Origin of the sequence: Thiocystis violascens DSM 198, from assembly GCF_000227745.2 — a bacterium.
GTDB classification, from domain to species: domain Bacteria; phylum Pseudomonadota; class Gammaproteobacteria; order Chromatiales; family Chromatiaceae; genus Chromatium; species Chromatium violascens.
Window position 1 is genome coordinate 712,833 of the sequence record NC_018012.1, and the last position, 12,780, is coordinate 725,612.

Consider the following 12,780-nt stretch of genomic DNA (forward strand, 5'->3'; position numbering starts at 1 on the left):
GTGGCGAAAGATACGGAGAATGGTAATACGAACCCGGCCGGATTGCTCGCCCGAGCGTCGTCTCGCTGGGTCAGGCATAATTCCGATCAGAGCCGCCAGCTTTTCGCTTTCCGACTCAGACGGCCGCTCGCCGACCGGTTCAAGGTCGAACGTTCGACAGCCGCCCCATGACAAGGCCGCCAGCGTATTGCTGGAGTCTGGCTGATCTTCTCAAACAACGTTTATGGAGCCTCCGCTGGATCCCACATGAGCGGACTCAACCCCCGTCAAATCGAAGCCGTGCGTTACACCGCCGGCCCCCTCCTGGTGCTGGCCGGAGCCGGCTCCGGCAAGACGCGCGTCATCACCCAGAAGATCGCGCACCTGATCGGGCACGTCGGCATCCAGGCACGCCACATTCGCGCCGTCACCTTCACCAACAAGGCCGCGCGCGAAATGCGCGAGCGGGTCGGTCAGCAGGTCAAGGGCATCAACACGCGCGGCCTGGGTATTTCCACCTTTCATACCCTGGGACTCGACATCCTGCGCCGCCACCCCGAGCGAATCGGACTGCGCGCCGGATTCTCGCTGCTGGACGCCCAGGACTCGGAATCGCTGATCAAGGAACACCTGCGCGGGACGCGCAATGCCGACGCCATCGGCCTGTCCGCCGTGCAGCAGCGTATCTCGCGCTGGAAGAACGATTTCGTCGATCCCGAGCAGGCCATGAGCCGCGCCGAGGATGATTTCGAGGCACAGCTTGCGACACTGTATGCCGGCTACGAGCGCAGCCTGCGCGCCTATAACGCGGTGGATTTCGACGATCTCATCCTGGGTCCGGCACGGCTTTTCAGGAGCCAGCCCGATCTGCTGGAGACCTGGCAGGGGCGCATCCGCTATCTGCTGGTCGACGAATACCAGGACACCAACGGCGCCCAATACGAACTGGTGCGTCATCTGGCCGGACCGCGCGGCGCCTTCACCGTGGTCGGCGACGACGACCAGTCGATCTACGCCTGGCGCGGCGCGCGTCCGGAAAATCTGGCTCGGCTCAAGGACGATTATCCGACCCTCAAGGTCATCATGCTGGAGCAAAACTATCGCTCCAGCGCCCGCATCCTCGGGCTGGCGAACGCGCTGATCGCCCATAATCCGCACGTCTTCGAGAAACGGCTCTGGAGCGAACTCGGTCCCGGCGAACGCCCGCGCGTCCTGCATTGCAAGGACGAGGCGCACGAAGCCGAAAAGGTCGCCTCCGAAATTCTGCATCTGAAGTTCGCGGAGGAAACCGCGTTCGGAGACATGGCGATTCTCTATCGCGGCAACCATCAGGCGCGCCCCTTCGAGAAGGCGTTACGCGAGCACAACATTCCGTATTTTCTCAGCGGCGGAACTTCTTTTTTTGCCCGCGCCGAGGTCAAGGACACCATGGCCTATCTGCGCCTGCTCGCAAACCCGGAGGACGACGCCGCCTTTCTGCGCATCGTCAACACCCCGCGGCGCGAGATCGGCCCGACCACCCTGGAAAAGCTCGCCGACTATGCCCGCGCACGCGCCATCGGACTGCTCGCCGCCTGCGGCGAGTTGGGTCTCGCCGAGCACCTGAACGAACGTCAACGCAATCGGCTCGGCGTCTTTGCCCGTCTGATCGCCGACCACGGCCAGCGCGTCGCCGCCGATCCGACCGCCGCCATGAGCGCGCTCGTCGAGGCCATCGACTACCCGGCCTGGCTGCGCGAAAACGCCTCCAGCCAGCCGGTCGCCGATCGTCGCTACGAGAACGTCACCGATCTTCTGAGCTGGCTCGGCAAACTGCACAAGGGCGACTTTCAGGACAAAACGCTCGCCGACATGGTCGGTCATCTCACGCTGATGGACGTGCTCGACCGCCAGGAAGAGACCGAGGGCGGCGACCGCGTCCATCTCATGACCCTGCACGCCGCCAAGGGGCTGGAGTTTCCGCACGTCTTTCTGGTCGGCATGGAAGAGGAACTCCTGCCCCATCGCGTCAGCATCGAGGAAGACAGCATCGAGGAAGAACGCCGACTCGCCTATGTCGGCATCACCCGCGCTCGACAGTCGCTCACCTTCACCCTGACCCGGCGGCGCAAGCGTTATGGCGAATGGGTCTTGAGCGCGCCCAGTCGCTTTCTCGGCGAGTTGCCCAAGGACCAACTGGATTGGGACAACGAACGCGCGCAAACGCCGGAGAACCGCAAGGCCCGCGGATTGAGCCATCTCCACCGGCTAAAAGGCCTGTTGAACGCCGACTGAACGCAGGGATCGCTCAAACCGCCTGTTGGGTCGCTGGGCCGCTTCGCCGCTCGCCTCGGCCTCCGAGAAATGCTGGCGCCGCTTCCAATTTACCAAGGCTTTGCTTGCCGATGCTAGAATGCCGCGTCGCTCAACCGGCGGCGCGAACGACGCTTTCTGGCAGATCAGGCCGCGCGATCGGCTCGCGCACCGGCCGACTCATCCAAGGGTTTCGCGCCCGCATTGCCCGGCGTCCAGCGTCGGGACGTATTCCAGTCAGGAGAATCTATCGATGGCCGGTCATAGCAAGTGGGCCAATATCAAACACCGCAAGGCCGCGCAGGATAAACAGCGCGGCAAGATGTGGACCAAGCTGATCCGCGAGGTCACGGTCGCGGCGCGCGAGAGCGGCGGCGATCCCGGCGCCAATCCCCGGCTGCGCCTGGCCATGGACAAGGCGTTCGGCGCCAACATGCCGCGCGATACCGTGGAGCGCGCGATCAAGCGCGGCGCGGGCGGGATGGAGGGCGAGAATTACGAGGAAATTCGCTACGAGGGCTACGGTCCCGGCGGGGTCGCGGTCATGGTCGACTGCATGACCGACAACCGTAACCGCACCGCCTCGGAGGTCCGTCATGCCTTTACCAAGCGCGGCGGCAATCTGGGTACCGACGGCTCGGTGAGCTATCTCTTTACCAAGCAGGGGGTGATCAGCTTTCCGCCCGGTTCCGACGAGGATGCGGTCATGGAGGCTGCGTTGGAGGCCGGCGCCGAGGATGTGACCGCCAATGATGACGGCTCGCTGGACGTGATCACCGCCCCCGAGACCTTCGCCGCCGTCAAGGATGCGCTGACCGCGGCCGGATTCGAGACCGAGATCGCCGAGATCGGCTTCAACGCCGCGACCGAGGTCGAACTTGACCAGGAGACCGCCGACAAACTGCTGAAACTGGTCGAGATGCTGGAAGACCTGGATGACGTGCAAGAGGTCTATCACAATGCCGACATCTCCGACGAGATCCTGGCGGCGCTCGACGTTTAGACGATTTCCAGCGAACCTTAAGGCGATTTCCGGAAAAGCTCATACCCACTTTCGTGGTGACATTGCATCCGTTCGTGGTGAGTCCTGAGCGCAGTCGAAGGGCTCAGGACTCAGGGCGAACGGAAAATCGGTAAAGTTTTTCAATTAAATCAACTAAGTACCAATGATTCGCCTGTGAACGGACAGGATTGACAGGATTTCGCAGGATTGACAGGATTTCATGGTTCCGACCCAGCCACGAGGAACGCTAACCCGTGCAAACCTACGAAGAGGATATCCTCGCCTGGTCGAACGAGCAGGCCAGCCTGTTGCGGGCCGGTCGATTCGACCTGCTGGACATCGCGCATATCGCCGAGGAGATCGAGGACGTGGGCAAGAGCGAACAGCGCGAGTTGGCAGGCCGAATGGCCGTCCTGCTGGCCCATTTGCTGAAATGGTCCTATCAGCCCGGAAGGCGCGGCAGCAGTTGGCAGCGCACGATTCGCGCCCAACGGCACGCGATTGCGCTCCGTCTCAAACGGACCCCAAGCCTCAAGGCCATGCTGCGCGAGGCCGATTGGTGGGAAGAAATCTGGGCGGATGCCGTCACCGCCGCGATCGCCGAGACAGGGCTGGACAGCTTCCCTGACGATTGCCCCTGGCCGCACACCCAGATTTTGGCGCCAGACTGGCTGCCCGAATAGCATAACGCGCCGATGCCGACTCACAGTGTTCTGCGCCATCGCATCCTCGGGATCGATCCCGGTTCGCGCACGACCGGTTTCGCGGTCATCGATACCGATGGACATCGCAGTCAGCGGGTCGTCAGCGGTTGTATTCGGGTCGGCGAGCAGCCCTGGCCGGATCGGCTCGGTGTGATCTTCGACCGGGTCGCGGCCATCGTCGCCGAGCACCAGCCGCATGAAATGGCGGTCGAGCAGCTCATTTTCGCCCGCGATCCGACCGCCGCGCTCAAGCTCGGGCAGGCGCGCGGGGCGGTGCTCTGCGCCGGGATCAAGGGTGGGGTGACGGTGCACGAATACAGCCCGAAATCGGTCAAGCTCGCGGTGGTCGGGACCGGTGGGGCGGAAAAGTCGCAGGTTCAGCATATGGTGCGGATTCTGCTGGCGCTGACCGAGATTCCCGGCGAGGACGAGGCCGACGCGCTCGCCATCGCGCTCTGTCATGCGCACTCGATGGGGATCCCGGCGCGCAAGCGTGCCGCCGCTTCCTGGCGCGACTGGCGGCCTTAGTTTGCAGAAGTTGTCAGTTGTCAGTTGTCAGTTGTCAGTTGTCAGTTGTCAGTTGTTTCGCGGCAGCAAATAGCGATTTTTGTTTCCGGCTGTCGTCTCTTTATTTCGGAAAAACAAACCGTGACATGTCGATTCCTCTCAAGGTTTACTGCCAACTGCCAACTGCCAACTGCCAACTGCCAACTGAAAACCTGAGAACTGAAAAATGATCGGCCAACTCCGCGGTGTGATCCTCTCCAAGCACCCTCCGCAATTGCTGCTGGACGTGGGCGGGGTCGGCTATGAGGTCGATGCCCCCATGACGACCTTCTACGATCTGCCGGCGGTGGGCGAGACGGTGACGCTCATCACCCATTTTGTGGTGCGCGAGGATGCGCAAATCCTCTACGGTTTTCTCCACGAACGCGACCGCGCGCTTTTTCGCGCCCTGCTCAAGGTCACCGGGGTGGGCGCGCGCATGGCGCTGGCGATCCTCTCCGGCATGGACGCCGCGCGCTTCGCCCAATGCGTCGAGCAGGACGACAGCGATGCCCTGACGCGCATCCCCGGCATCGGCAAGAAGACAGCGCAGCGTCTGGTGATCGAGATGCGCGACCGGCTCGACGGTCTCGTCGGCGGTGTCGTCAGAATGCCCGGCGGCCCCGCCTCGGCACCGGGCAACGCGCGGGACCGGATGCTCGCGGACGCGGTGAGCGCGCTGGAGGCGCTCGGCTATCGGCCGCCAGACGCTAGCCGCATGGCGCGCGCCGCCGACGATGGCGCCAGAACCGCCGAGGAGATCATTCGCGCCGCCCTGCGGTCGATCAATCCGGCCTGACCGCGCCGGGCGGAGCCTTCGAAAGCGTCTATTCTTTGCAAGGCGGTGCGCTGGCGTGAAACCGATGGTATCCGCAAGGATCCATCGAAATCCGGACGGGATGCCGCTTTCCGAGGTGGCGATGAACCTGGTTGTGACGTGGCGGTATGAGGCTTTAACGGCGCCGCCGTGGCGTTCTGGCGAGAAGCTGGCGCATTCGGGCCGCGGCTGGCGGCGCCTGCTCCTCGCGCTCCTGATGCTCGCGCTGGCCCTACCCGTGCCGTTCGCGCGAGCAGTCCCGAAGCATCCGTCCGAGGTGGTGATCCTCAACGCCTACCACCCTGGCGACGACTGGTCCGATAGCGAACTGGCCGGTCTGCTGGAAGCCTTCCGGCAGGTCCGCCCGGAACGGCCGCCGGCGATCGAGTATCTGGATACCAAACGCTTCCCCGGCTCTGACTATCCGTCCCTGCTCAAGGAGTTTCTGGTCCGCAAATACCGGGATCGCCCGGTCGATCTGGTGATCGCGCTCGACAACCCCGCGCTGGATCTGTTGTCCGCCTTTCCACACGAACTGTTCGCGGGGGTTCCGGTCGTCTTTGGCGGGATCAGCGGCGTGCCGCCCGAGCGTCTGCGTGAACGTGGCAACATCACCGGCGTGACCGAGGTTCTGGACCTGGCGGGAAGTCTGGAACTGTTGCTGCGACTGCATCCCCGGACCCAGGGCATTCTGCTGGTCAATGACGACACCGCCACGGGGCGCGCGGTGCGGCGCAAAATGGAGTCCGTGCTGCCGGCTTTCCGGTCACGCGCGCGGATCGAGTTCGCGCCCGCCGGGACGTTCGCGGAACTGACGCGGCAAGTGGCGGAACTGCCACCCGACTGGGTCGTGCTGATGCTCTCCTATGTCACCGATCAGGCGGGTCAGGTCTTCAGCCGGGAGGACAGCACCCGGCGAATCAGCGCGGCCAGCCCGGCGCCGCTCTATGCCATGCACGCGGTGCGCCTGGGTCACGGCATCGTCGGCGGTCTGCTGCTCGATGGTCGTCAGCATGGCGCCCAGGTGGCGGTGCTCGCCCTGCGGGTGCTGGCGGGTGAGGATCCCGGCCAAATCCCGGTGGAGCAGAGTCGGGGGCTTCCCGCCTTCGACGCGGAGCGACTCCAGCATTTCGGGCTGCGTATCGAGAATCTGCCGCCCGGCAGTCTGGTCATCAACCGTCCGCTCTCCTTTTACAGCCTGAATCGGGAACTGGTGTGGGGCGCCCTGGCGGCGTTCCTGCTCCTATCGCTTGTGGTGCTGGTGCTGGGGCGTGCGTTGCTGCATGCACAGCGCGCCGAGGCGGCACGGCGCGCGAGCGAGTCGCGCTATCGCAACCTCTTCGAGACCATGGCTCAGGGGGTGGTCTATCAGGACGCCGATGGCCACATCCTCTCGGCGAATCCGGCGGCACAGCGCATCCTCGGCCTGACGCTGGATCAGATGCAGGGCCGAACCTCGCTGGATCCGCAGTGGCGCGCGGTGCGGGAGGACGGCTCGGATTTCCCCGGCACGGATCACCCCGGCATGGTGGCGCTGCGGACCGGTCACGAGGTTTCCGGCGTCCTCATGGGGGTGTTCAATCCCGAGCGCGAGGACTATCGCTGGATCAATGTCCACGCAACCCCCCAATTCGAACCCGGCGCGCCAAGGCCCTATCAGGTCTACGCCACCTTCGAGGATGTGACGGAACAGAAGACCGCCGCCGACGCACTACGCGAGAGCGAGGAGCGGCTGCGTCTGGCGACCCGCGCGACCAACGATGTGATTTGGGACTGGGACATTCCGCGGGATGCGCAACGCTGGAACGAAGCGGGAACGCTGGTGTTCGGCTGGACCGAGCCGGTCGAGCATCCCGTCAGCGCCGACTGGTGGTTGGAGCGCATCCATCCGGATGATCGTCCGCGCGTTGCCGCGCGATTCCATGCCGCGGTCGAGAACGCGGATTGCGATCGCTGGCAGGACGAATACCGCTTACGGCGCCAGGATGGCAACGACGCCCTGGTGCTGGATCGCGGCTATATCATGCGCGATGCTCAAGGGCATGCGTTGCGCATGATCGGCGCGATGCTGGATCTGACCGAACGCAAGCGGGCCGAGGAACGGCTGGCGCGGCTGGCGCGTCTCTATCAAACCCTGAGCGATACCAATCAGGCGATCGTTCGCATCGTCGACGAGGGCGAACTGTTCGAGCGGATCTGCGCCCTGGTGCAACAACTGGCCGGTTTCCGGCTGGTCTGGATCGGGCTGCACGATCCCGCTCGCAATCGGTTGATCCCTCGGGCGGCAAGGGGCGAGAACGCGGAGATCCTATTGCGGTTCGAACTCTCGCTCGATCCCGAAACCCCGGAAGGCCAGACACTCGCGGCGGACTGTTTCCGTGACGGCACGGTGATTCTGTGCAACGACTGTCAAGCCTTCGGCGAGCATGAACGGGGGCGCCGGCTGCCCTTCAAGGAGGGATTGTCGGCCATCGTCTGCCTGCCCCTGTTCCGCAACGATCAGACCGTTGGGGTGCTTGAGATCGGTTCGACCGAGACCGGCTATTTCGACGACGAGGTGATGGGCCTGCTCCGGGAGATGGCGAGCGACATCTCCTATGCGCTCGATAATCTGGAACGGGCGCGGATCCTGGACGAGACCCTGGGTCGGATCGAACGCCAACGTTCCTTCTACGAAGGCATTCTGGAGAAGGTCCATGACGGCATCTTCGTCACCGACGCCGGGCATCGGATCCTCTACGCGAATGCCGCGCTCTGCGAAATCTCGGGGCTCCCGGTCGAGGCGATCCGGGGCCGGCAGGTGCTGGAGGAGTTCCCGGAGGAGACCCTGCGCGAGTTCCGCCCGCTGTATCTGAACGTGATGGAATCCCGCCAATCGCTTCCCTACGAGATTCAGGTAACGACGCCCGCGGGCCGGGAGGGCTGGCAGGCCGGCTGGCTGATTCCGACCAGCGAGCGTGACGCCTTTGCCGGGATGATCTGCACGGTGCGCGATATCAGCGAGACGCATACCGCCCAACTCGCGCTGGAGCAATACAAGATCGGACTCGAAAAAACGGTGGAGCGGCGTGCCGCCGAACTGCGAGAGTCCGAGGAGTTCCTGCGTCTGATCCTGGAAAGCAGTGCGGGCGGACTCTATGGCCTGGATCTGGAAGGGCGAATCACCTTCGTCAACCCCGCCGCCTGCGACCTGCTGGGTTATCCCACCGACCGACTCCTGGGCCGCAACAGTCACGCCCTGTTCCACAATCGGCGACCCGACGGCAGCCCCTATCCGCCAGAGAATTGCCCCGCCTGCGCGACCCTGCGCGAGGGCCGCTCGGCCACGGTGGACGACGAAGTGTTCTGGAACGCCGACGACCGGCCAATTCCGGTGAGCTATTCCATCCGCCCGATGCTCCGCAATGGCGACATCGTCGGCGCGGTTGTGAGTTTTCTGGACCTCGCCGAACGCAAACGCCTGGAAGAAAAGCTGCGACGCCTGGCCGGGGCGGTCGAGGGCATCGCCGGGGTCCGCGACCTGGCCAGTCTCGCGGCTATCGTCTGCGCCGCCGCGCGCCAGTTGACCGGAGCCGATGGGACGACCCTGGCGTTGCGTGACGGGGATGACTGCGCCTGTCTCGACGAGGACGCCATCGGTCCGCTGTGGAAGGGCCAACGGCTGCCGCTCGCGGCCTGCGTTTCCGGCTGGACGATCCAGCAGGCGGAGCCGATCGTCATTGAAGACCGTGCGCACGATCCCGGGATCCTCTCCGGCACCCCGGAGGATGTCGATTCCCGGACCTTTGTTCGGGGACTCAGCCTGGTACCCGTCGGGCGCAGCGATCCAGCGGGCGCGCTGGGCTGTTACTGGGCGCGGCCCTATCGGATCAGCGTAGAGGAACTCGGACTGCAACAGGCGCTGGCCGATGCCACGGCGGTCGGACTGAACAACCTGGATCTCTACCGGCGACTGGAGGACGCCCGTGCGTTGGCCGAGCATCTGACCCAGATCAAGAGCGTCTTCCTGGCCAACATGAGCCACGAGATTCGCACCCCGATGAACGCCATCGTCGGGCTGGCCCATCTGCTGCAACGCGAGATCCGCGATCCGGAACAACGCGACAAGCTCGGCAAACTGATGACCGCGGCGGACCATCTGCTCACGATCATCAACGACATTCTGGATTTTTCCAAGATCGAGGCCGGCAAACTGTCCCTGGAGCGGATCGATTTCGAACTGGACGAGGTGCTGGATCGGGTCTGTTCCCTGGTCAGCGGGCAGGCGCGGGCCAAGGGGCTGGAACTGGTCCTGGATCTCGACGAACGACTCTCCGGCGCGCCCGTCCTGCACGGCGACCCGACCCGTCTGATCCAAATGCTGCTTAACTATCTGGGCAATGCGGTGAAGTTCACCGAGGGCGGCACGGTGACGCTGCGCGGTTGGGTCGAGGCGGAGGAGGGCGACGATTGGCGGTTGCGGTTCGAGGTCCGCGATAGCGGGATTGGCATCGCCGAGGAGCATCGGTCGCGGTTGTTCGAGGCGTTCGGTCAGGCCGACAATTCGACCACCCGCCGCTACGGCGGAACCGGGCTCGGGCTTGCCATCAACCGGCGCCTGGCCCAAATGATGGGAGGGACGGTGGGCGTCGAGAGCCAACCTGGCGCGGGCAGTACCTTTTGGTTCACCGCTCGCTTCGGCAAGGCGCATCCGTCCGGGCGACGGCCCGAGGTCATGCGCTTGCGCGGGAGACCCGTGCTGCTGGTCGAACATCAGCCCGAGACACGCACGGCACTGCGCGAGATGCTGGTTCATCTCGGGCTGCGGGTGACGGCGGTCGATGACAGTCCGGCCGCGCTGGCGGCGGTCGCCGAGGCCGACACGGCGCAGGATCCGTTCGTGCTGGCGCTGCTCGATGGGGACATGCCGGACTCGGATGGACTGGAGACCGCGCGCCGTCTGCGCGCACTGCCGTTGATCCAGCCGCCGACCCTGCTGCTGGTCGACAGGCATGCCGACGATGCCGCGCGGTGCGCGGCGGCGCGGGCCGCCGGGGTGCGCGTCTGTCTGGCGAAACCCGTGACCCCCTCGGCCCTGCACGACGCACTGATACGGGCGCTGGACGCCTCCATTGTCGGACCGCGCGGATTGCGCCTCGCGGCGGACACGGGGTCGTCGATGCAGCCGTCCGCAGTCGAACGCGAGCTGGCCGCCGCGCACCGGAGGGCGCGGCTGCTCCTGGCCGAAGACAATCGGATCAACCAGGAGGTGGCCCTGGAACTGCTACGCGCGGTGGGACTCCAGGTCGATCTGGCCGATGACGGCGCGCGGGCGGTCGAGATGGCGCGCGCCATCGACTATGACCTGATCCTGATGGACGTGCAGATGCCGGCGATGGACGGGCTGGAGGCCACGCGCGCCATCCGTCGGCTGCCGGGCCGGAGCGACACACCGATTCTCGCCATGACCGCCAACGCCTTCGCCGAGGATCGCGAGCAATGTCTGGCGGCGGGCATGAACGATCATGTCGGAAAACCGGTGGAGCCGGACGCGTTGTTCGCCGCGCTGCTGAAGTGGCTGCCTCCGGCCGGATCCGGCGCCTTACCGGCAACTCCGCCCGAGCCAGTCGCCGTTGCGGCATCGCCAGCGCCGGCTCTCGCCGACCTGGCCGCCATCCCCGGTCTTGAGACCGCGAGCGGCCTGCGCGGCGTGCGCGGCAAGGCGGACGTGTATCGCCGTCTGCTGACAACCTTCGCGGATCATCACGGCGGCGACATGGCCGCCCTGCGCGCCTGTCTCGCCAATGGCGACCGCGAAACCGCGCGGCGTCTCGCGCATACCCTCAAGGGCGTCTCCGGCACCCTGGGCGCGACCGGCGTTCAGGCGCTGGCCGCGTCCCTGGAGACAGCGCTCCGGGATGCCGGATCGAGCACGGATCTGGAACCGACGATCGCGTCCTTGGATACCGAACTCGTCGCCTTGTTGGATGGCATCCGGTGTCATCTCGCGCCGCCCGCACCGCCCGCCGAGAGTTCGCCGGATCGGGATCGGCTGCGCGCGGTTCTGTCCGAACTCATGGGCCTGTTAGCCGAAAATAACACGCGCGCGGCCCAGGTCGCGCACGCCCACGCCGATCTGCTACACCGCGCGTTCGGCCCAGCCGCCGTGGATCTGGAGCGTCGGATCGACGACTTCGACTATGAAACCGCGCTCCAGACACTCGACGCCCTGCTGACCGCCAGCCCGGACTGGCTTGAAGTCTGATCATGGCGGTTGTGCGTGTTGACCTGGCGCGCTTGAATCTTCCCGCACCGGATCGCAGCTTAAGCCTCTCTGATCGGCGCATGGCGCGTGGCGCATGGCTTGAGGACACTCGGTGAATCACGATCTGACGACTGAATTACAGGACCGCGTGCGTGCCGCGCTGGCGGCCGGCACGCCGCTAGCGCTGCTCGGCCATGGCACCAAGTCATTTTTCGGCCGCGTCGGCGCGGGAGAAACGCTGGCGCTGTCCGGCCATGCCGGCATCCTGAATTATCAACCCCAGGAGTTGGTCATCACTGCGCGCGGCGGGACGACGCTCGCCGAGATCGAATCCGCGCTGGCCGAGCACGGACAGATGCTGCCCTTCGAGCCGCCGCACTTCGCGACCGACCGTCGCGACGCCACCCTGGGCGGCACCGTCGCCTGCGCTCTGTCCGGCCCGGCGCGGCCAAGCGGTGGCGCGGCGCGGGATCTGGTGCTGGGCGCGCGGGTGTTGACCGGACGCGGCGAGGTGCTGCGTTTCGGCGGCGAGGTGATGAAAAACGTCGCTGGTTACGATGTCTCGCGGTTGATGGTCGGCGCGCTGGGGACGCTCGGTATCCTGCTGGATGTCAGTCTCAAGGTCATGCCCGTGCCACCCGTCACGCGGACTGCCGTCCAAGACTGTTCGCTGACGGAGGCCCTGGCCCGGATGAATGCCTGGGCCTTGAAACCGCTGCCGATCACGGCGACCTGCTGCGATGGCGAACGGCTGTGGGTGCGTCTGTCCGGCGCCGCTCAGGGCGTCGACGAGGTGTTGGGTCGTCTCGGCGGCGAACGGGTGGATGACGCCCTGGCCGATGCCTTCTGGCGTGATCGGGTGCGCGAGCAGGGGCATTCGTTTTTCGCGGGAGATCAACCGCTGTGGCGGGTTTCGCTTCCCCCGGCGACGCCCGACCTGGCATTGCCCGGCCGGCAGATGATCGAATGGAGCGGGTCGCAACGCTGGCTGCGCGGCGACGCGGCGGACGGCACGACCATCCGGGAGCGCGTCGCGGCGGTTGGTGGGCATGCGACTCTGTTTCGCGGCGGGGATCGGGCCGGCGAGGTCTTTCACCCGCTGCCCGATGGGCTGATGCGGCTGCATCGTCAACTGAAACAGTCCTTCGATCCGGGGGGCATTCTGAACCCCGGACGGCTGTACGCGGGGCTGTGA

7 protein-coding genes are annotated in these 12,780 nt (G+C 65.4%); all 7 read left to right on the forward strand.

All coding sequences use genetic code 11. From position 1 onward, the window contains the following. Positions 1-246: 246 nt before the first annotated feature. The 7 genes from rep to glcE all read left to right on the forward strand — a co-directional run bounded on the left by rep (position 247) and on the right by glcE (position 12,780). The gene (gene rep, locus THIVI_RS03255) at positions 247-2,253 is read left to right on the forward strand and encodes a DNA helicase Rep (RefSeq protein ID WP_014777217.1); all 2,007 of its coding nucleotides are present in this window, start codon (positions 247-249) and stop codon (positions 2,251-2,253) included. A gap of 271 nt (positions 2,254-2,524) precedes the next feature. Beyond that, on the forward strand, positions 2,525-3,274 hold the full coding sequence (locus THIVI_RS03260; protein ID WP_014777218.1) for a YebC/PmpR family DNA-binding transcriptional regulator: 750 nt from the start codon (positions 2,525-2,527) through the stop codon (positions 3,272-3,274). 254 nt (positions 3,275-3,528) lie between these two features. Beyond that, positions 3,529-3,957, forward strand: coding sequence for a DUF29 domain-containing protein (locus THIVI_RS03265; RefSeq protein ID WP_014777219.1), 429 nt, complete (start codon positions 3,529-3,531; stop codon positions 3,955-3,957). A gap of 12 nt (positions 3,958-3,969) precedes the next feature. Continuing rightward, on the forward strand, positions 3,970-4,506 hold the full coding sequence (gene ruvC / locus THIVI_RS03270) for a crossover junction endodeoxyribonuclease RuvC (RefSeq protein WP_014777220.1): 537 nt from the start codon (positions 3,970-3,972) through the stop codon (positions 4,504-4,506). A 205-nt stretch (positions 4,507-4,711) separates the two neighbouring features. After that, on the forward strand, positions 4,712-5,323 hold the full coding sequence (ruvA, locus tag THIVI_RS03275) for a Holliday junction branch migration protein RuvA (protein ID WP_014777221.1): 612 nt from the start codon (positions 4,712-4,714) through the stop codon (positions 5,321-5,323). A gap of 121 nt (positions 5,324-5,444) precedes the next feature. After that, positions 5,445-11,585, forward strand: coding sequence for a PAS domain S-box protein (locus THIVI_RS22495; protein WP_014777222.1), 6,141 nt, complete (start codon positions 5,445-5,447; stop codon positions 11,583-11,585). Between the two features lie 112 nt (positions 11,586-11,697). Further along, a complete protein-coding gene (glcE, locus tag THIVI_RS03285; RefSeq protein ID WP_014777223.1) occupies positions 11,698-12,780 on the forward strand; it encodes a glycolate oxidase subunit GlcE in 1,083 nt (360 codons plus the stop codon).